The organism is Archangium sp. (genome assembly GCF_036277355.1).
In the GTDB taxonomy this organism is placed as follows: Bacteria; Myxococcota; Myxococcia; order Myxococcales; family Myxococcaceae; genus Archangium.
On the sequence record NZ_DASUNC010000153.1, the window covers coordinates 1 to 19,150 of the forward strand.

Genomic DNA, 19,150 nt, shown 5'->3' on the forward strand with positions numbered 1-19,150 from the left:
CGAGGGGTTGTGCTCCAGGGCATGTCTCGACAGCGTCCTGCCCTCCACGTACTCCATGACGAGGTAGAAGGAGCCCTCCTCCGGGTACGGCCAGCGCCCATGGCCCAGCACCCGCACCACGTTGGGGTGCTCCAGGTGGCGGAGAATATCCAGCTCCAGCTCCCCCGAGTGGCTCACCGGCAGGGAGCGGAAGAACTTGAGGACATAGGAGCGGCCCTCCCACCCGGCCAGGAACACGTGGCCCTGGCCGCCCTGGCCCAGCGGGCCCACCACCCGGTACTGGCCCACCCGCTCCCCGGCCTCGGGCAGTCTGTACACCCACGCTCTCTTCACTGGGGTTACCTCCGAAGTCCGGAGGCTAACATGACCCGTTGCCTCTCCTGATGGGCCCTTCGAGACGGAACGCCGCTCAGTGGTAGACGTCTACCAGTGCATTTGACATACAACTTCAAACTCACTGAAATTAAGACGCACCTCATCCCACATCACTGGTAGACGTCTACCACTGGGGCACGAAGAGAGCTGGTCCCCCTTGAAGCGCCTCACCGCCAGGAAACGCAAAGGGGGCGCCCCCCCGAAGGGAGACGCCCCCTGGTCCGAGAGGCCGGGCCTCCCGTGACGCCTACCCGCCGGTGACCTGGTCGAGCGCCGCGGTGTTGGTCGTCACCTGGCCGCTCTTGCGCAGCGACTTGAGGAAGGAGTCGGCCACCTCGTACTGCTTGGCCTGCACGGCCTGCTTGCGCAGATCCTCCTTCTTCTGGGCGAAGTGGGTGTCATCCGCCAGCTGGCGCTCGGTCACCTGGGCGATGACGAAGCCATCGCCCACTGGGAACACCTGGTCCAGCACCTGCGGACCCTTGCTGGCGAACACCGCCGTGAGCACTTCCGGCGCCGGGCCCAGGTGCGGCACGTTGATGCTGGCCGCGTTGAACGTGTCCGTCTGCACCGCCTCCGGCCGCGTCTCCGTCTCGAAGCGCAGCAGCGCCGGCTGCTCCTTCTCCGGCTTGAACAGCTCGGAGATCGTCTTGCCGCCCTTCACCGTGGCCAGCGCCTTCTCCGCCTCGGCGCGCGCCGTCTCCTTCGCCTTGTCCTTCTTGTAGAGCGTGGTGGCGATCTCGTCCTGCACCTGCTCCAGCGCCTTGTCCTGCGCCGGCTTCTTCTCCTCCACCTTCACCAGGTGCACGCCGAACTTCGTCTCCACCGGCTGCGTCACCTGGCCCGCCTCGAGCGCGAAGGCCGCGTTGGCCAGCGCCGGCTCCCAGTTGCCGCGCTCCACCCAGCCCAGGTCCCCGCCGCTCGGCTTCGTGGCGGTGTCCTCGCTGCTGGCCTTGGCCACCTCGGCGAAGTCCTTGCCGCCCTGGATCTCCTTGAGCAGCGCCTGCGCCCGCTCCATCGCCTTGGCCTTCGCCTCCGGCGTGGCGTCCGGGGCCACCTTCACGAGGATCTGCCGCGCGCGGATGCGCTCCGGCTGCTGGTACACGAAGCGGTTGGCCTCGTAGTAGTCCTTGATCTCCTTCTCGTGGGCCTGCTTGTAGGCGGCCAGGTCCGCGGCGCTCGGGGCCGGCACCTTGTCGGCGTACATGCTGGGCAGGAAGCGGGCGAACACGATGCGCGCCTGGTTGCCCTCCTTGTCGAAGCGGGCCCGGACCTCGTCGTCCGACACCACCGCGCCGCTCTGCACCAGGCCGATCATCTTCTGCGCCGTCAGCTGCCGGCGGAGGCCCTCCTCGAAGTCCGCGGGCGTCTGCCGGTAGTAGTCCCGGAGCATCTGCTGGTACGTGCCGTAGTCGAACTGGCCGTCCTTCTGGAAGTCGGGCCGCTGCTGGAGGATCTTCAGGATCTCCTCATCCGAGGCTTTCACCCCGTTGCGCTCGGCCGCCTGGGCCAGGAGCTCCGTGTTCACCATCCGGTCCAGCACGGACTGGGGGAGACCGAACTGGCGAGCCATCGCCTCGGAGACCGGCTGGCCCTGCGAGCGCAGGTACTGCAGCTGGTTCACGTACTCCCGCCGGAAATCCATCAGGGAGATTTCCCTGCCGTTGACGTCCGCGGCGGACGACGGCGGGGCGCCCGCCGGGTTGGCTCGGCCGAACCCCGAGCTGCCAGGTCCGAACTGGAGGGTGAACACCACCGCGATCGCGATGATGAAGAGGTAGACGGCGATCTTCCGCGGCTCGAGAGCGTCCTTCATGATGCCTTTTGCCTTGAGACGCGCCGGATGGTCCCCCCGTGGAAGGATTCGCGGCGCGCGTGTGTTGGGTGCCCGGTCGGATGGTGGACGATGAAACGCCACCCTCCGTGAAGACCTTGACTGCCTAGAGCAACACCCCGGAAAATGCAAGCGATTCAGAGTAGTTAGCGAGCCCCCCTGTCGTAGCTGCCGCTCCCTCTCTCCTACACGGACCTTCACGAAGTGCTGTCGCTTCTCAAGCGCTACCGAACGCTTCTCATCGTGGGTGTGCTGCTGCTGTACCCGTTCGGGGCTTTCCTGACGACGGGGCGGCGCGGGCGCGACCCCAATTTCGTGGACCGGGCGGTCATTGGTGTCTCCGCCCCCCTGCAACGCGGACTGATTGGCCTCATCGATGGGGTCAAGGCCGTGGTGTACGGCTACATCGACCTGCGCGAGGTGCGCCAGGCCAACGAGGAGTTGCGCGCGGAGAACCTGCAGTTGCGGGCCACCGTGCAGGCCCTGGGCGAGACACGGGCGGAGAACGAGCGGCTGCGAGGCCTGCTCGGCTACGCGGAGGCGGCGCCGGGGCCGGAGATTCCGGCGCGCGTCATCGGCGTCAACCCGGTGGCCAAGCTGCTGTCGGTGCGCATCAACCGGGGCGAGAAGGACGGCGTGTTCCGCGGCATGTCCGTGGTGACGCCGGACGGCATCATCGGCCAGGTGGTGCGTGCCACGGGCGGGTGGGCGGACGTGGCCCTGGTGACGGATCTGCAGAGCCGGGTGGGCGTGCGGGTGCAGCGCTCGCGGGCGCGGGGCACGGCGGCCGGGGCGGGCAAGGGTCCGCTGCGGCTGGAGAACATGTTGCGCACCGAGGATGTCCAGGAGGGTGATCAGATCATCACCTCGGGCACGGACGGGGTGTACCCGCCGGGGCTGGTGGTGGGGAAGGTGACGCGCCTGGAGAAGACGGAGCACGGCATGTTCCTGGGCGGGGACGTGGAGCCCGCGGTGGACACCACGCGGTTGGAGGAGGTGCTGGTGATGGGCAACCCGTTCGGGGCCATGGTGCAGGGGCCCGCCGGTGGTTCCGGAGGTGAGCGTTAGATGAAGTTCCTGGTCACCTTCGCGCTGGCGTTGCTGTTGCTCACCCTGGAGTCGGTGGTGGTGCAGCAGCTCGGCCTGGCCATCAGCCGCATCGACGTGACGGTGGTGCTCGTGGCCTTCCTGGCCGTGCGCGCCAATACCCTGGAGGGGGCCATCTCCTCCTTCTCGGTGGGCTACCTGCTGGACTTGATGAGCGGCCAGCCCACGGGCCTCTTCACCTTCCTGGCCGTGCTGACCTTCCTGGTGGGCAAGCTGGTGGTGAGCCTGGTGGAGGTGCGCGGCCGCGCGGCCTTCGTCCTCTTCGCCATGGGCGCGGACGTGGGCCACGGGCTGCTCGCCAGCTTCTTCACGTGGCTGACCACGAAGGAAGGCGGCGTGGCCTCGTCGCTGTTGCCGGGCCTGCCGCTGCAGGTGACGCTCACGGGCGTGGCGGCGCTGTTCCTCTATCCTCTGTTGCGGCGCTTCGAGGCGTCGCAGGACCGTTCCTCTTCCACGGGGTTGCTGCGTTGACGCCTCCGACGCTGTCCGAGACGACTCCAGGGCGCGATCTCAAGCGCCGCTTCGTGTGGGTGGGTCTGGCCATGATCGCCGGCATGGTGGCGCTCGCGGTCCAGCTCTACCGCCTGCAGATCACCCAGGGCGAGGAGTACGCCGCCAAGAGCGTGGCGAACTTCGTCAAGGAGGTGCGCCTGCGCGCGGACCGCGGTCTCATCAAGGACAGGCGCGGCACCATCCTCGTGGACAGCCGTCCGTCCTTCGACGCCTTCATCACCCCGGCCTTCTGCACCAACTGCGCCGACGAGGTGCTGCCGCGCCTGGGCGAGCTGCTCGGCTGGGACGAGCCCACGCGCAAGAAGATGGAGGATCAGATCAAGGCGGCGCGCCGCACGGCTCCCTTCCAGCCGCTGCCGGTGCGAATCGATCTGTCGCGGGACGAGTACGACCGCATCAACGCCCGGCGCGACATGCTGGACGGCGTGGAAGTGGTGCCGGTGCCGCACCGCAACTACCGCACCGGGAGCGTGCTCGCGCACGTGCTCGGGTACATGAACGAGATCACCACGGAGGAGCTGGAGAAGCTCAAGTCCGAGGGCGCGTACTACGCGCTGGGTGACTACATCGGCCGGCGCGGCCTGGAGCGCTACTTCGAGTCCACGCTGCGGGGCACGGACGGCGTGCGCAAGGAAGTCGTCAACGCGCGTGGCCGGGTGCTCGAGGAGTTCAGCGACAAGCTGGGCAATGACGCGGTGGTGCCCTCGCGGCCGGGCAACAACCTGGTGCTGTCCATCGACATGCGTCTGCAGGAGGAGGCCGAGCGCGCCTTCCCCGGTGCCGCGGGCGCGGTGGTGGCGGTGGACGTGAAGACGGGCCTCATCCGCGCGGTGGTGTCGCGCCCGGGGTTCGATCCCAACCTGCTCACCGGCCGCATCACGCCGTCGCAGATGGCCTCGCTGGCGAAGGATCCGCTCCAGCCGATGATCAACCGCATCTCCGCGGACCACTTCAGCCCGGGCTCCACCTTCAAGGTGATTACGGCGCTGGCGGCCTACAAGTCGGGCCTCTTCCGGCCGGAGACGGTGGTGACGTGCCCGGGCGGTTACCGGCTGGGCGCGCGTCTGTGGCGCTGCCACAAGGACAGTGGCCATGGGCCGGTGAACGGCAAGACGGCGCTGCAGTACTCGTGTGACACCTGGTTCTACAAGGTGGCGGACACGATCGGGTTGGACCCCATCTCCGAGATGGGCAAGGCGCTGGGCCTGGGGGCGCCCACGGGCATCGGCGTGCTCGCCGAGGTGCCGGGCATCATGCCCAGCAGCGAGTACCACAACAAGGCGTCCCCGGGTGGCTACACCAAGGGCATGGCGCTCAACAGCGCGATTGGCCAGGGCGATGACAACGTGACGCCGCTGCAGATGGCCATGGTGTACGCGGCCATCGCCAACGGAGGCACGCTGTACAAGCCGCAGCTCGTCGAGCGCGTGGAGGGCCTGGATGGAGAGGTCCTCCAGCAGTTCAACCCGCAGGTGGTGAACACGATCGAGATTCCGGAGGCGCACCGCAAGGCGGTGGTGGAGGGGCTGTTCGCCACGGCGATGATTCCGGGTGGTACGGCCTACAGGGCGATGGTGCAGTCGGGGCTGCAGGGCATCTCGGTGGCGGGCAAGACGGGGACCGCGCAGGTGGCCACGCTGGGCGCGGTGCGTCTCAAGACGCACCAGATGGACTTCTTCCAGCGCGACCACGCGTGGTTCGCCGGGTTCGCGCCCGCGGAGGATCCGGAGCTCGCCGTGGTCGTCATCAACGAGCACGGTGGCCACGGTGGCGCGGACGCCGCGCCCACCGCCATGGCGGTCATGAAGAAGTACTTCGACTTGAAGAAGCAGGACGCGGCCAACCCGCCTCCTCGGCAGAACACGCCCTACGTCTCGACGCTGCCGGACGCGCCGAGCGTGAATGACGTGCTCACCCGCACCGCGGTGGCTGGAGGCGATGATGCAGTTGCGGATTGAGCGCCGCATGGTGCCCCACATTCCGTGGGGGCTGCTGCTGAGCGTGCTCGCGGTGTCGGGGCTGGGCATCTACAACCTGGCCTCGGCCTCGCGCGCGCAGGCCTCGCCGGTGTGGACCAGCCAGGCCATCTACCTGGGCGTCAGCCTGCTCATCGGCATGGTGGTGTGCCTGGTGGACTACCGCGTCCTGCACCGGATGGCGCTGCCCATCTACATCGCCAACATCCTGGCGCTCATCGCGCTGCGCTTCATCGGCCACAAGGCCAAGGGCGCCGAGAGCTGGTTCGTCCTGGGCCCCATCCGCGTCCAGCCCGCCGAGTTCATGAAGATCGGCGTGCTGCTGATGCTGGCCAAGGTGTACCACGACGACTTCAAGCCCGGAGACGGCTCCTACGGCCTCAAGCGGCTGGTGAAGCCGGTGGCCGTGGTGATGGTGCCCTTCGTGCTGGTGCTGGTGCAGCCGGACCTGGGCACCGCGCTGATGATCTTCCTGTCCTCGCTGACGGTCATCCTGTTCGGCAAGGTGCGCTGGTACCTGGTGGCGGTGATGATGGCGGGCATCCTCGCCGGGGCCTTCATCATCTGGAACGACTACGTGCGCGACGTGCCCGAGCCGCGCACCACCATCGTCCGGCACATGCTCAAGCCGCACCAGAGCAAGCGCATCTCCGGGTGGTTGGATCCGGAGTCGGACCTGCGGGGCAGCGGCTACCACGCGGCGCAGTCGAAGATCGCCGTGGGCTCCGGAGGCATGTCCGGCAAGGGCTGGAAGGAGGGGACGCAGACGGGCCTGTCCTTCCTCCCCGAGCAGCACACGGACTTCATCTTCTCCGTGTGGGCCGAGGAGCAGGGCTTCGTCCTGTGCGTGCTCCTGCTGGTGCTCTACGGGCTGATCTTCACCTTCGGCCTGGGGGTGGGCTTCAACGCCCGGGACCGGTTCGGCGCCTTCACCGCGGTGGGGGTGGTGGCCATGCTCTTCTGGCAGGTGTTCGAGAACATCGGCATGGTCATCGGCCTGCTGCCGGTGACGGGCATCACCCTGCCGCTGCTCAGCTACGGCGGCTCCTCGCTGGTGAGCGTGATGCTCAGCATCGGGCTGCTGGTGAACATCAGCATGCGCCGCCACATGTTCTGAGCCCGCTGTCCTCCGAGCCCCCCGGCCGTGGCCTACAGCGCGCGGCCGGTGAGGATGGTGGTGACGACGGTGAAGTAGATGACCACGCCGGTGACGTCCACCAGCGTGGCCACGAAGGGCGCCGAGGCGGTGGCGGGATCCAACCCGCACCGGCGCAGCAGGAAGGGCAGCATCGAGCCGCACAGCGTGCCGAACATCACCACGCCCACCACGCTCAGGCCCACGGCCACTCCCACCCACGCGTAGTGGGGGCCGTAGACCACCTCGTGCTGCGGCCACATGAGGATGCGCAACAGTCCCAGTAGCCCCAGGAAGACACCCAGCGCGACGCCACTGGCGGCCTCCCGCATGGCCACCTTCCACCAGTCCTTGAGCTCCACGTCGCGCACCGCCAGCGCGCGGATGATGAGCGAGGTGGCCTGGGAGCCCGAGTTGCCTCCCGAGGAGATGATGAGCGGCACGAAGGCGCTGAGGAACACCGCCTGGGCGATGGCGTCCTGGTAGTGGGCCATGGCCGTGGCGGTGAACATCTGCCCCACGAAGAGCACCGTCAGCCAGCCCACGCGCTTGCGCAGCATGCCGGTGATGCCGATGTCCAGGTAGGGCGCCTCGAGGGCCTCCATACCGCCGATGCGCTGGATGTCCTCGGTGGCCTCCTCCTCGGCCGCGTCGAGCACGTCATCCACGGTGATGATGCCCACCAGCACACCCTGCGAGTCCGTCACCGGCAGCGCCACCCGGTCGTACTTCTCGAACATGCTGATGAACTCCTCGCGGTCCGCCGTGGCCGGGATGCTCACCAGCTGCCTGTCGTGGATGTCCGTCACCTTCGTGTCCGGACCCGCCAGCACCAGCGACGCCAGCCGCACGTCGTCCAACAGCCGGCCCTTCTCGTCCACGATGTAGAGCACGTGCAGCGTCTCGCGGCCCTGCCCGTGCGAGCGCACGTACGCCAGCGCCTCACCCGCCGTCAGGTTGCCCGGGATGGTGAGGTACTCCGGCGTCATGTACCGGCCGGCGCTCTTCTCCGGGTAGCCCAGCAGGTTGCGGGCCACCTTCAGCTCGTCCGGCGACAGCGAGGTGAGCAGCCGCTTCGTCACCTCGGCCGGCAGCTCCTCCAGCAGGCGGGTCCGGTCGTCCGGCGCCATCTCGTCCAGCAGGTTCTTCAGCTGCTCGCGGCCCAGCGTGACGACGATCTCCGACTGCTGGTGCGGGGGCAGGTACTCGAAGACGAGCGCCGCCATGTCGCGCGGCAGCAGCCGGAAGATGATGCCGCTCTCGTCGGCGGGCAGGTCCTCGAGCACCTCGGCCACGTCGGCTGGATCCATGTCCGAGAACGCATCCCGCAGGGCATTCCAGTCCTTGGCGGCGATGAGCGCGTCGAACTCGGGCTTCAGGAGGTTTCCCAGCATCACAATCTCCGCGCGCGGACGAGGCGGCGCATGGTGTATGAAACCCACCGGTTGGGGTATGGAAATCTGAGTCCGTTCCCCCGGAGGAGAAGATGGACAGGAAGGGCTCCCGGAAGAAGGCTCCCGGCCAGGCAGAAGACACCGAGCGCACGGAGGTCCAAGAGGCCCCGCGTCCCGAGCCGGCCCGGGCGGCGCCACCCGCCGCGCCCGCACCGCGCGTGGAACCGTCCCGCCGGCCCATCCCCACGGTGACGCCCTCGCGGCCCGCCCCGTTGCCCGGCCGCGCTCCGGCGGCCCCGAGCCCGGGCGCTCCCCGGAGCTTCTTCTCCCCCATCATCGAGGTGGGGGCGGACGAGGAGGTGGAGCACCGGCACTTCCCGCGCGCCCGGCTCGCCACGAACTTCGAGCTGTGGATCGATGAAGAGGGAGATCGGCGCTTCACCGCCACCCTGCGCTCGGCCAACGTGAGCGTGGGCGGGGCCTTCCTGGAGAGCTCCTTCTTCCTGCCCATGGACACCGAGCTGCGGGTGCGCTTCTCGCTGGAGGCGGGGGCGGCGCCGGTGGAGGCGCGGGCTCGCATCGTGCGCGAGCAGCGTCCGCGCCGCGAGGACGACCCCACCGGCTTCGGCATCCGCTTCGAGGAGTTCTACGGACAGACGGAGGTGTCGCTGGCACGCCTCTTCCTGGACATGCGGCTGCGCACCTTCGCCGAGGAGTACCTGCGCTCCAACCGCGCCCGCGGCCTGCCCAACGAGCTGGAGCGGGTGGTGGACGCGCTGGCCGCGTGGGAGCTCCTCAAGGCCAACAACCCCACGGACACCTGGCGCGGCGAGTGAGCCGCCCACGCGGAGACCCCCGTTGGAAACTCCGCGGGGGGCACTCCGCGCGGGCCGGGGCGGGGCCTACATCACCTTCTGGATCGCCGCCTCGATCTTCGCCTTGGGCAGGGCGCCGACGATCGTCCCCGCCACCGCGCCGTTCTTGAAGATGAGCAGCGTGGGGATGGAGCGGATGCCGTACTGCTCGGCGACCTGCTGGTTGTTGTCGATGTCGATCTTCGCGACCTTCACCTTGCCCTTGTACTGGGTGGCCAGCTCCTCGATCGCGGGAGCGATGGCCCGGCACGGGGCGCACCACGTGGCCCAGAAATCCACCAGCACCGGCTGGTCGGACTTGAGCACTTCCTTGTCGAATTCCGCGTCCCCGATGTTCATCACGTCAGCGCCTGCCATGGTGTCTCCTTCGGCGTGCAGCCAAGCAGAGGGGCGCGTGCTCTAGTACGTGCCCGGTGAGCCTGCAAGAACCCGCTACCAGGTCCTTTGCCTGCTTAGATGCGGCCGGGGCGGAAGCGTCGCAAGCCGTTCCGGGTCTTGATAGATGACGCTTCGGCTCGGGGCGATGAGGTGTAAGCTAGCGTGGTGATGAGGCTCTTCCTTCCCCAGACCCAGCTCGAGGAGTGGGCACTGGAGGACAAAGCGGACGTGAAGGACGGGGTGCTGGTGGTGACCGGTGAGGAAGGTGTGTACCCGGTGACACCCGCGGTGCACATCGTGCAGCTCGTCACCGGTGAGGATGACAACGACCTGGTGGCCCGGGTGAAGACCGAGGCCCAGCTCCAGGCCCTGGGGGCCGAGCAGATGGCCGACTCCGTGCTGCTCGGAGATACGGCATACGAGGTCGTCCCCGGTTATGTGGCCGAGGTCCCTTCTCCCTCGGATGCTGGCTCGGCGGACGGCAAGCCAGGCTCCGAGACGGATCTTCTCGCCGCCTTCCTTCTGAACAAAATGGGCTGACGTACTCGGTCCATCAGGTTGTCACCACCATGAACCACGCGCTGGTCTCCCTCGCCTGCCACGCCTATGTCGTCGCGGCGCTGGTCTACTTGGTCTACCTCGTCCGGCAGATGGACGCGCTCGCCACCGGCGGCCGTGTGCTGGTGGGCACGGGGCTGGCCCTGCACGGCGTGGCCCTCGTCGGGCTCTTCGGCGCGCAGGGAGGCCGTCCGGTCGGGGTGGCCCAGGGCTTCTCCACCTTCGCCTTCCTGCTGCTGGCCATCTTCCTGGTGGTGGACGTGTGCTACCGCAAGCCGGTGATCGGCGCCTTCATCACCCCGCTGGCGGTGGCCGTGCTGCTGCCGGGCCTGTTGTTGGACCGGGGACAGGTGCTGAGCCCGGAGGTGCAGCGGCCCCTGTTGCCGGTGCACATCACCATCGCCCTGCTGGGCGTGGCGGCCTCGGCGGTGGCCGCGGGCGTGGCGCTCATGTACCTGCTGATGGAGCGGCAGGTGAAGGGCAAGCGCTTCGGCCTGCTCTTCTCGCGCCTGCCCTCGCTGGAGTTCCTCGACACCCTCAACCGCCGGCTGGTGGTGGTGGGGTTCATCGCCCTGTCGGTGACGCTCGTCACCGGGGCCTTCTTCTCCAGCGCCGCGCCGGGCTTCTTCTGGACGTGGACGTCCAAGCAGATCGCCACGCTGGTGGCCTGGGCCATGTTCGCCGCGCTCGTGGGCGCCCGCTCCTTCGGCGGGTGGCGGGGTCGGCGTGTCGCGCTGTTGACCATGACGGGGTTTGGCTTGCTGCTGGTGTCCTTCCTCTCGTCGTATGACTTCATCCACGTGAGTGGGGGGTGGCGCTAGCCATGGAGTTCCTGTGCATCGGCCTGTCGCACCGGACGGCACCGCTCGGGGTACGTGAGCGGCTCGCGCTTCCGGAGGCCCGGCAGGTGGAATTGCTGCAGCGGCTGGCCCAGTCTCCCAACGAGGCGTTCCTCGTGTCCACCTGCAACCGGGTGGAGCTGTACCTGGCCGCGCCGGACATGCACCGGGTGCGCGAGAGCGCCCGCGAGGAGCTGGCGCAGCTGGGCGGCCCGGAGGCGCTGGAGCACCTGTACGAGCACCGCGGCGAGGACGCGCTGGTGCACCTCTTCCGGGTGGCGGCGAGCCTGGACTCCATGGTGCTGGGCGAGGCGCAGATTCTGGGCCAGGTGAAGGAGGCCTTCGAGAAGGGGCAGGGCGTGGGCGCGGTGCGCGGCGAGCTGACGCGCGTGTGCGCGGCGGCGTTCGGCTGCGCCAAGCGGGTGCGCACGGAGACGGCGATTGGCCGGGCCGCCACCTCCATGGCCAGCGCTGCCGTGTCGCTGGCGAGCAAGGTGTTCGACGGGCTGAAGGACAAGACGGTGCTGCTGGTGGGCGCGGGCGAGATGGCGGAGCTGGCCGCGCGTCACCTGAAGCAGGCGGGTGCCACGAAGCTGCTGGTGGCCAACCGGACGCTGGCGCGCGCCGAGGCGCTCGCGGCCGAGGTGGGCGCCACCGCGCGTCCCTACGAGGAGCTGTTCACGCTGCTGACGGCGGCGGACGTGGTGGTGTGCAGCACGGCGTCGCCGGTGCCCATCTTCACCAAGGAGAACGTGGGCGCGGTGGGCAAGGCGCGCAAGCACCGGACGCTCTTCATGGTGGACCTGGCCGTGCCGCGCGACATCGCCCCCGAGGTGGGGGAGCTGGACTGGGTGCACGCGTACGACGTGGACGACATCCAGAAGTTCGTGGCGGAGAACGCCGCCGCCCGCGCCGAGGAGGCGCAGAAGGCCGGTGTGCTGGTGGCCCAGGAGGTGGCGCGCTTCGTGCGCGACCGGGCCGTGCGCAACGGCGTGCCCGTGCTCGCCCAGCTGCGCCAGCGCGGCGAGGCCATCGCCCGGGCCGAGGTGGAGCGCACGCTCGCCACCATCGGTGACGGCCTCACGGACAAGCAGCGCAAGAGTGTCGAGGCGATGGCGCGTGCCATCGTCAACAAGCTGCTCCACGAGCCCACGGCGAAGCTGCGCGCGGTGGGCCCGGAGCACGAGGGCAACCGGCTGGCCGGTGCCGCCGCCGAGCTCTTCGGGCTCGAGGAAGCGGCCCCGTCCGCGGGGACGGCCGGCCCCAACGTCGTGGTCAACGGAGGCAAGGGATGAAGGCCGTACGCATCGCCACGCGGCAGAGCCCGCTGGCCCTCTGGCAGGCCCGGCACGTGGCCTCGCTGCTCTCCCAGGTGCACCCCGGACTGGAGTGCACCCTGGTGGAGATGACCACCGCGGGAGACCGCTTCCTCTCCGCGCCCCTGTCCACCGTGGGCGGCAAGGGCCTGTTCGTGAAGGAGATAGAGCAGTCGCTGCTCGATGGCCGCGCGGACCTGGCCGTGCACAGCCTCAAGGACATGACGTCCGTGCTGCCCGCGGGCCTGCTGCTGGCGGCCGTGCCCAAGCGGGAGGATCCGCGCGACGCGTTCTGCAGCCCGGCGGGCCTGTCGCTGGAGATGCTGCCCAAGGGCGCGCGCGTGGGCACGTCCTCGCTGCGGCGCAGCTGCATCCTGCGCGCCCGGCGGCCGGACCTGGAGATCATCAGCCTGCGCGGCAACGTGCAGACGCGGCTGGCGCGCACGCGCGAGCTGGGGCTGCACGGCGCGGTGCTCGCCTTCGCGGGCCTCAAGCGCCTGGGGCTGGAGACGGAGATCACCGAGGTGCTGCCCACCAGCGTGAGCCTGCCGGCGGTGGGGCAGGGGGTGCTCGCCATCCAGTGCCGGACCGAGGACGCCGGAGTGCGCGGCCTGCTCGCGGCGCTGGAGGACGACACCACGCGCATCGCGGTGACGGCCGAGCGCGCCTTCATGGCCCGGTTGGAGGGCGGGTGCACCGTGCCACTGGCCGGACACGCCACCGTGGAGGGCGGCACCGTCCACCTGCGAGGGCTGGTGGGACGGCCGGACGGCACGAAGGTGGTGGAGAGCGAGCGCAGCGGTCCGGTGGAGACGGCGCTCGCGGTGGGCGAGGCGCTCGCCGAGGAGTTGCTCTCGCGCGGCGCGGGGGAGATCCTCCGGGACTTCGGCCGCGCCACCCCCGTGCCGGAGTCCTGACGGGGACTGGGGCGGTGTTTGGACCGCCCTCATCCCTCCGGCGCGTTGAACTCCTTCACCAATCCCGCCTCATCGAGCAACGTACGCACCTGGTCGGCCAGAGCCACATGCGCCGGGTCGTGTCCGTCGAAGCGCTCCGGGGTGAGGATGACGAGCGTGCCCTTGTCCTCCACGGACTCGGTATGCACCGGCTCCGGCAGCGGCGGCACCTGGCCCCAGTGACGCGAGAAGTACATCAGCCATCCCGTGCGGGGTGGCCCCACGGGCTCGTTACGCAAGGACTGATAGGCATCTGAAAAGACTCCACCCCAATCCGGCTCCCACGCCAGCGCCATCGCGCGCATCACCTGGCCCAGGACACGTGCGGTGAGAACGCGCTCCAATCCCAGTTCCTCTTTGGGCAGGTAAAGAAGGCAATTGTTCGGTGGAGTCGCGGCGTCCGAGCCACAACCGAGCATGGCCATCCCGCCAAGCGCCTGCTCCTCGTGCCCCGTCCATGCACTGAAGCTGAACCCAAATGCCCCCTCATTGTACTTCCTGCGCCTGAAGAATCGCAGGAAGGTCTCGTAGGTAGGTTCGAATTGAAGTTGCAGTGCCTTCTTGCGTGAGTCCGCCTGCTCGAACCAGCGTGCATAGATGGGATCGCATTGCGACAGAAGATTGAAAAAGGCTTCGGTGCGTCGGGCACAAGCTTCGATGGGCTCCTTGCGACGTACCCAATAGACGGCGGCGTAGTATTTGTCTGTGGTGCGTGACATGATTCCCGAGCGATTACGGAGCAGTGTAGACCACGTCAATCCCCTTGATGTTGTTCGCCTCGAACAGCTTCTTGAGAATGCCGGCCATCCGCGGCTCCGCTACGTGCCAGCGAATGGGGATTCCGTTGGCCACCTGCTCTTGCCGCCTGGCTTGTCTGACGAGCCGCCTCGCTCCCTGAAAATACTTCTTGGGTTCGAGGTCGGCATCGAAGTGCTTGTCGTAGCCCAGGCCCTTGGTCTCCTTCAGGACGCGCTGGTTCAGGTCGAAGCCATCGAAGTCGGCCTTCTCGCCGTTGCGCCACACGCGGTACACCCAGCCCGCGGGCGCCCTCGTCACCTTGTGCTGGAAGGCGCGTGAGCGCGGCGACATCCGCTCATTCTTGGGCACCCACTGCCCCGGCCCGCCTACCGGCGGCACCCAGCCTCCACCTCCGCCCGAGCCCACCTTGGCCAGGTGCAGGCCCCAGGCGACGCTCAGTCCCTGACCCGCCACCGCTACGGCCCGCCCGGGCACCGCCACCAGCCGCAGCACCAACTCGCCCCGCTTCGTCAGCGTCAGCAGGGGCACCGGCAGCCGGCCGAGCTTCTCGCCCCACGTCACCGCCTTCACCGCACCCGCTCCCGAGGTACCCACCGTCAGCAGCGCGTTCGCCAGCAGCCGCGACACCTCTCGCACCTGCTCGCCCCGTGGCCTCTGGCGGAAGGCTTCCCAGTACTCGGGGGCATTCTGGAAGAGCACGCGCACCGCTCCGGGTAGCTGCGTCAGCCCCTCCAGGCTCGCACCGGGGTGGAAGACGAGCCGGCTCACGCCCTCCAGCGTGTCCCCCAACGCCAGCCCCGCTCCCTCCAGCGCCGGCAGCACTACGCCGTCATCCGGCACGTAGGGGCCCAGGGGCCTGGCGCCCCGGGGCACCTCCAGCCCCGTGTCCACCGGCCACAACTGCCCGTCTTCCACCGCGTAGAAGGGGCCCACCTCGTAGTGGCCCGCGCGCAGCGTGCCGTCCTCGGCCAGCCGCACCTCGCCGGCCCGCTGCACCGCCTCGCCCGTCACCGCCCGCACCAGGTAGCCGTCCGGCCTCACCACCCGCAGCCGGTGGAAGCGGTCCATGCGCGCGTGCAACTCCTCGCGCGTCACCGGCCCCTGTCCCGTGGCCACCTCCAGCAGCAGGTGCGCCGCCATGCGCTGGCGGGGGAATTCCCAAAGCTTCGCCTCCGCCTCCAGCAGGTGCGCCAACAGTTGCACCGCCCGCTGGGGCGACAGGGTGCTGCCGTCTTCCGGCAATACCTCGGGGGACACGCCCACCTGCACCAGCAGGCCCTGGAAATGGTCCACGCTGAAGGGCACCGGCCAGGGGCGTCCTTCCCCCACGCCATCCCTCCATCCCACGAGGCCCTCGCCTCCGTCCTCCAGCGGCTCGCCCTCCTCCTGCGCCCGGTGGCGCCCCCGCGAGCCGGACTCGTCCCCGGGTATGTCCGCCGTCATGGCCGGGGCTCCCGGCCCCTCCTCGACGTCGTCCTCCGGGTCGTCGTCCTCGTCGAGCGCAGGGGCGTCCCCGGACGGCACGGCCGTCCCCACGGAGTCCGCGGGCCCGGGCGGACGCGCCCGGGTGGAGAAGGCCGACGTCAGGCGGTGAGCGCGAGGGCCGAGGAGCAGTCCGGGCAGGGGCGCGTGCGTGGCGCACCCGCCCAGCACCAGCAGCGCCAGTGTCAGCACCCCACAGGGGGCGGGCCTCCGCCCGGCAGGGAACGAGGGGGGTGAAGGCGGGTGCATGCAAGGACTCCCGGCAAGAAACTCTCCCCAGGTGTACGCGCCCAGGCTGACCTTCCCGGCGGAGCCCCTGCCCGCGACAGTCAGCTGCGTGCGCATCCGCGGTCTTGACGCGAGGAGACGGGCACGTTGCTCGGTACTGGTAGACGTCTACCACCAGGGCACTGGTAGACGTCTACCACTTCAGACACACTCAAACACACACCAACGCACAAAAGAGCACATTGTTGGTAGGCGTCTACCAGTCAAGCCCACCGTGCTGCCCACCGGGGGCAACAGGGCCTCCTGCATCTGCGGCTTCCACAGCCGCTTGCTCAGCCACCAGCGCCGGGCCTGTGCCCCGCCCGCCCGCTGTGCACCCGGGACTTCCTCCATGCGCTTCACCTCCGGGGTAGACCACCGTAACATGACTGCTGGCGGCACGTGGGCGGCTCGGACACACCGGTAGACTCCTCCCCTGCTTCCAACCGTGCACCCCACCTGAGGTGGACGGCTGGCGGGGGAGGTAGCCTGCTTCCATGTGACGTCCAGCGTCGTCTCCGCTCGTATGACTCCGGGGATGACCCCTTGGACTGCATCCGTCATCCCTACGTCGATGATCGGCTTGGCCCGGAATCAGTGATCGGCTTGCTCCGGAATCGGTGTTCGGCTTGCTCCGGAACAGGCGTTCCACTTCGTCCGGAACGAGTGTTCCACATCGCCGGAATACGCATCCGAGCAACGTACGCACCGGTTCATGGTGCACCTCCGGACAAGTCCTCGGGCAGATTCAGCGCTGCGCGCAATTCCTTCGCTTCCTTCAGTATGTTGGCTCGTCTACGGGAAGGAACTGCTGCCCCGTACACCGTCCTGGACGACGCGGACTCATCGGGCCCGTGAAACTGGGCGAGGCCACTCAGCCCGGCCGGGTGTCGGGAGGCTGGGCGGCACCCGTCATTCATTCCGGAACCACTCGGCTGGGATGCCTAGCGCCGCCACTATCCGCGCGGGAGAGTTCTCTCCCTTGATTTTGCTGACCTCCGGCACGAACGGATCCGGACGGAGCGGTCGCGTGAACCGCTCAAGGCCCTCTCCTGCTTGCATTACCGTGACCGAGAATGTGTCCAGGCTCGGCGATGCAGTTACACCATACACAGTCGCCTGGGGAAATTGTTCTGACAGGGTGATGTGTGCGAAATTCATGCCCCCTTTGCCGCCAGCGAGGAGAAGCCCTTGCGGCGTGTCCTTGAAATGGTAGCGCCCCAGGGGGAATGGTTCGCCATGGTCTTCTTCTAGCGCGTGACGTGCCTCCTCTGCTTTGACTCCTTCGAGTAATGCGACCGTCCGCAGTGGCGTCCTCGTGGTTCGATCTGATGTTCTCTCACTGCCTGGCAGCGGACAGCCGAGAGACGCGGCCAGAGCCTCTGGGTCGATCTCCAGGACCTCAAGCGCACCGTTTCGCCACGAGATGACGGTCCACGGATCGTTGGCGCGATCAATCGAGTACACGGGTTCATCACATCCCAGCGAAAGTTCCTCGGCGAGTTGCATCTCGGCGCCCATGTCGCTGGGGTCCGTCCCCACGATGGCATGGTAACGGCGTCTTCCCGTGATGACCTCGAAGGGCTGCTCTTTCCCAAGCGCTTGATCCATTTCCGTCATTACGATGGAGCGGGCACGGCTCTCCAGTTGGGTCGGCTCGCCCGGAGTCAGGACTCCCCAAACAGGCCATCCACTCATGGCGTACCTCCAGACAAGTCTTCTGGTAGTTTGAGCGCCGCACGCAAATGCTTTGTCAGCTCCAAGATCTTCGCTTCCTCTATGTGGATGAGCAGCACGTTTGGCGAGTTCTCATCCAGGAAGGTGGTTAGCTTGTTCCTGGTTGGCCTGCTTAGTTTATCGGTAACGACGAGGAACGGTGGCCCTCTAGGAGCCGTTGCCGCATCGGTGAGTTGGTCGAGTAGGCGTTCGAGTTGCTTTGCGAGCACCGCTTGGTTTTCGTTGAGCCTGGCGCCGCCCTGTCTGGCCTGCCAAGCGTCGAGCGCCTGGCGCCACCGGCTGTCGTTCCAACCTTTAACTTCCACCCCATGTTGAAGCTTCGACCCTGTCATCGCCGTAACGACGTCGTCAATGACGTGGCCCCCTGCCATTCTTACCTGCCGCCCCGTCAGCCGAAAGCCAGGGAAGAGCCTCTGCGCATTGCGCTCTGTCAGCATTTCCACCGCGATACCACGGAGTTGCTCGCGCGCCCGAAGTTGCACCGTGAGATTACTCGGTTCCGCTGTCGCCTGCTGGAACAGCCTCCAAGCTGTCTTCTCGTTCCGGGCCATGGCGTTGAGATCCTCCATCGTCAGCCCTGTGGAGCGTAGCCAGCCCAGGTCCACACGGCCCCTGAATGTCTTTCTCGCCAACTGGACCACGGCCTCGGCGTCCAGTTCCGGGTGACTGACGAGCCACTCCGCTTCCTTCATGAATGCGAGCGGATCCTTCAGGCTCGGCGCTCCAGAGCGGTGCAGCAACCCAGGTAATGTCGTTTTCGCCGCACCACGGGCAGAGGCGCGCAGCGATTCCACGGCGGCGAGGTAGGCCTGGGCCTTGTCGGCAGGCAGAGCCGCCGCGCGCCGCGCCACCGCACCGTAGGCGAGCGCCATCTCCCGGCTCTCCGCCGCCAGCCGCTTCAACGCTTCCAGTGTCTTCTCGGCCTCCTCGGCCGCGAGCCCCGCGCCGCGAATGCCGCCCAGGGCCCGTGCGGCGGCCATCTCTCCGCGGATGGCGAAGAAGGCCTGCTTGAAGGCCTCGGCGCCGCCAGGAAGAGAAAGCCGCAGTCCGTCCGGTGTCGCAACGGCCTTGCCCTCGGCGAGCATCCGCTCCAGCGTCTTCACCAGGGCCTGGACGGACTCCATCGACTCACGCAGTCCGGACGAGGCCCGGGCCCCCGCCGCGCTCAACGCCAGCCTGCCCCGGTGTACCAGCTCGCGTCCGATGCCCGAGGTGGCCAGCGTGTGGATGTCCCGGCCGGCCAGCGCCACCAGGGCCAGGTCATGCACCGCGAGGAAGGCCCGTCCCTCGGGCGTCCGTGACAGCTCGTCCCGGTACGTGTCCACTCCAGCCAGTACCGCCACCAGCGAGATGCGGCCCACGAACAGGCGCACCGCCGCCGTGCGCGCCCCCGCCAGCGTGCCGCCCTGCGCGGCGGAGGCTGGCAGGCCTGGCGACAGCGGCGCCGTCGTCAGGGCGGACACGGCGCCGTACACCAAGTGCAACTCGCTGACGCGGCTCACCGCCGACCAGATGAGCGAGGTGTCCGGCGTGGAGGCGAGCAGGGCCAGCTCCATGGCCGTCATCAGGTGCGTGCGAGGCCGCGGCCCATGGACTTCCACCCGGACCCACTCCAGCGGGTGCAGGGCGCGGCTGCGGGGCAGCTCGTC

Annotated in this window: 17 protein-coding genes; 9 read left to right on the forward strand and 8 right to left on the reverse strand. The window is 68.4% G+C overall.

What is annotated here, in order from left to right; translation table 11 throughout:
• Window positions 1-318, reverse strand: a 318-nt coding sequence (locus VFZ09_RS38140) for a protein kinase domain-containing protein (protein WP_329732698.1), incomplete at its 3' end; no start/stop codon positions are given.
• A gap of 304 nt (window positions 319-622) precedes the next feature.
• Complete coding sequence (locus tag VFZ09_RS38145; protein ID WP_329732699.1) at window positions 623-2,191, reverse strand: peptidylprolyl isomerase; 1,569 nt, start codon at window positions 2,189-2,191, stop codon at window positions 623-625.
• Between the two features lie 222 nt (window positions 2,192-2,413).
• On the opposite strand from VFZ09_RS38145, the gene mreC reads away from it, so the two are divergent.
• From mreC to rodA, 4 genes are read left to right on the forward strand one after another with little or no spacing between them, the layout of a single operon-like run.
• Window positions 2,414-3,277: a rod shape-determining protein MreC gene (mreC, locus tag VFZ09_RS38150; RefSeq protein WP_329732700.1), complete on the forward strand. Its 864-nt coding sequence runs from the start codon at window positions 2,414-2,416 to the stop codon at window positions 3,275-3,277.
• The gene (locus VFZ09_RS38155; RefSeq protein ID WP_329732701.1) at window positions 3,278-3,787 is read left to right on the forward strand and encodes a hypothetical protein; all 510 of its coding nucleotides are present in this window, start codon (window positions 3,278-3,280) and stop codon (window positions 3,785-3,787) included.
• The gene (mrdA, locus tag VFZ09_RS38160; protein ID WP_329732702.1) at window positions 3,784-5,787 is read left to right on the forward strand and encodes a penicillin-binding protein 2; all 2,004 of its coding nucleotides are present in this window, start codon (window positions 3,784-3,786) and stop codon (window positions 5,785-5,787) included. Before VFZ09_RS38155 ends, mrdA begins: the two co-directional genes overlap by 4 nt.
• Window positions 5,771-6,922, forward strand: a complete 1,152-nt coding sequence (gene rodA, locus VFZ09_RS38165; protein ID WP_329732713.1) for a rod shape-determining protein RodA — start codon at window positions 5,771-5,773, stop codon at window positions 6,920-6,922. The genes mrdA and rodA overlap by 17 nt, the downstream gene beginning before the upstream one ends.
• A gap of 32 nt (window positions 6,923-6,954) precedes the next feature.
• Here rodA and mgtE read toward each other — a convergent pair whose 3' ends face one another.
• Window positions 6,955-8,334 carry a magnesium transporter gene (gene mgtE, locus VFZ09_RS38170; RefSeq protein ID WP_329732703.1) on the reverse strand — a complete coding sequence of 460 codons (1,380 nt, stop codon included), beginning with the start codon at window positions 8,332-8,334 and terminating at the stop codon, window positions 6,955-6,957.
• A gap of 92 nt (window positions 8,335-8,426) precedes the next feature.
• Between mgtE and VFZ09_RS38175 the strand changes: the two genes are divergently transcribed.
• On the forward strand, window positions 8,427-9,170 hold the full coding sequence (locus tag VFZ09_RS38175; RefSeq protein WP_329732704.1) for a PilZ domain-containing protein: 744 nt from the start codon (window positions 8,427-8,429) through the stop codon (window positions 9,168-9,170).
• A 66-nt stretch (window positions 9,171-9,236) separates the two neighbouring features.
• Here the strand turns inward: VFZ09_RS38175 and trxA are convergent, their stop codons facing one another.
• A complete protein-coding gene (gene trxA / locus VFZ09_RS38180) occupies window positions 9,237-9,566 on the reverse strand; it encodes a thioredoxin (protein WP_047859014.1) in 330 nt (109 codons plus the stop codon).
• A gap of 189 nt (window positions 9,567-9,755) precedes the next feature.
• Here trxA and VFZ09_RS38185 point away from each other — a divergent pair, with 189 nt between their 5' ends.
• From VFZ09_RS38185 to hemC, 4 genes are read left to right on the forward strand one after another with little or no spacing between them, the layout of a single operon-like run.
• Entirely contained in the window at window positions 9,756-10,127 is a 372-nt protein-coding gene (locus VFZ09_RS38185) for a hypothetical protein (RefSeq protein WP_329732705.1), read from the forward strand.
• A 29-nt stretch (window positions 10,128-10,156) separates the two neighbouring features.
• On the forward strand, window positions 10,157-10,966 hold the full coding sequence (locus tag VFZ09_RS38190) for a cytochrome C assembly family protein (protein WP_329732706.1): 810 nt from the start codon (window positions 10,157-10,159) through the stop codon (window positions 10,964-10,966).
• A gap of 2 nt (window positions 10,967-10,968) precedes the next feature.
• Window positions 10,969-12,279: a glutamyl-tRNA reductase gene (gene hemA / locus VFZ09_RS38195; protein ID WP_329732707.1), complete on the forward strand. Its 1,311-nt coding sequence runs from the start codon at window positions 10,969-10,971 to the stop codon at window positions 12,277-12,279.
• Entirely contained in the window at window positions 12,276-13,217 is a 942-nt protein-coding gene (gene hemC / locus VFZ09_RS38200) for a hydroxymethylbilane synthase (RefSeq protein WP_329732708.1), read from the forward strand. The genes hemA and hemC overlap by 4 nt, the downstream gene beginning before the upstream one ends.
• Before the next feature lie 29 nt (window positions 13,218-13,246).
• On the opposite strand, the gene VFZ09_RS38205 is transcribed toward hemC, so the two are convergent.
• The 4 genes from VFZ09_RS38205 to VFZ09_RS38220 form a co-directional block, all read right to left on the reverse strand.
• Window positions 13,247-13,975 (reverse strand): immunity 52 family protein, encoded by a 729-nt coding sequence (locus VFZ09_RS38205; protein WP_329732709.1) that lies wholly within the window; start codon window positions 13,973-13,975, stop codon window positions 13,247-13,249.
• Between the two features lie 13 nt (window positions 13,976-13,988).
• On the reverse strand, window positions 13,989-15,746 hold the full coding sequence (locus tag VFZ09_RS38210; RefSeq protein ID WP_329732710.1) for a Tox-REase-5 domain-containing protein: 1,758 nt from the start codon (window positions 15,744-15,746) through the stop codon (window positions 13,989-13,991).
• A gap of 930 nt (window positions 15,747-16,676) precedes the next feature.
• Entirely contained in the window at window positions 16,677-17,462 is a 786-nt protein-coding gene (locus tag VFZ09_RS38215; protein WP_329732711.1) for a hypothetical protein, read from the reverse strand.
• A partial coding sequence (locus VFZ09_RS38220) for a hypothetical protein (protein ID WP_329732712.1) occupies window positions 17,459-19,150 on the reverse strand: 1,692 nt, incomplete at its 5' end. The genes VFZ09_RS38220 and VFZ09_RS38215, both read right to left, overlap by 4 nt.

Bases quoted from the DNA above. Each gene is read 5' to 3' on its own strand.
- VFZ09_RS38145 (WP_329732699.1), bottom strand. From the start codon at position 2,191: ATGAAGGACGCTCTCGAGCCGCGGAAGATCGCCGTCTACCTCTTCATC.
- VFZ09_RS38155 (WP_329732701.1), top strand. From the start codon at position 3,278: ATGAAGTTCCTGGTCACCTTCGCGCTGGCGTTGCTGTTGCTCACCCTG.
- rodA (WP_329732713.1), top strand. From the start codon at position 5,771: ATGCAGTTGCGGATTGAGCGCCGCATGGTGCCCCACATTCCGTGGGGG.
- mgtE (WP_329732703.1), bottom strand. From the start codon at position 8,334: ATGCTGGGAAACCTCCTGAAGCCCGAGTTCGACGCGCTCATCGCCGCC.
- VFZ09_RS38175 (WP_329732704.1), top strand. From the start codon at position 8,427: ATGGACAGGAAGGGCTCCCGGAAGAAGGCTCCCGGCCAGGCAGAAGAC.
- trxA (WP_047859014.1), bottom strand. From the start codon at position 9,566: ATGGCAGGCGCTGACGTGATGAACATCGGGGACGCGGAATTCGACAAG.
- VFZ09_RS38185 (WP_329732705.1), top strand. From the start codon at position 9,756: ATGAGGCTCTTCCTTCCCCAGACCCAGCTCGAGGAGTGGGCACTGGAG.
- VFZ09_RS38190 (WP_329732706.1), top strand. From the start codon at position 10,157: ATGAACCACGCGCTGGTCTCCCTCGCCTGCCACGCCTATGTCGTCGCG.
- hemA (WP_329732707.1), top strand. From the start codon at position 10,969: ATGGAGTTCCTGTGCATCGGCCTGTCGCACCGGACGGCACCGCTCGGG.
- hemC (WP_329732708.1), top strand. From the start codon at position 12,276: ATGAAGGCCGTACGCATCGCCACGCGGCAGAGCCCGCTGGCCCTCTGG.
- VFZ09_RS38205 (WP_329732709.1), bottom strand. From the start codon at position 13,975: ATGTCACGCACCACAGACAAATACTACGCCGCCGTCTATTGGGTACGT.
- VFZ09_RS38210 (WP_329732710.1), bottom strand. From the start codon at position 15,746: ATGCACCCGCCTTCACCCCCCTCGTTCCCTGCCGGGCGGAGGCCCGCC.
- VFZ09_RS38215 (WP_329732711.1), bottom strand. From the start codon at position 17,462: ATGAGTGGATGGCCTGTTTGGGGAGTCCTGACTCCGGGCGAGCCGACC.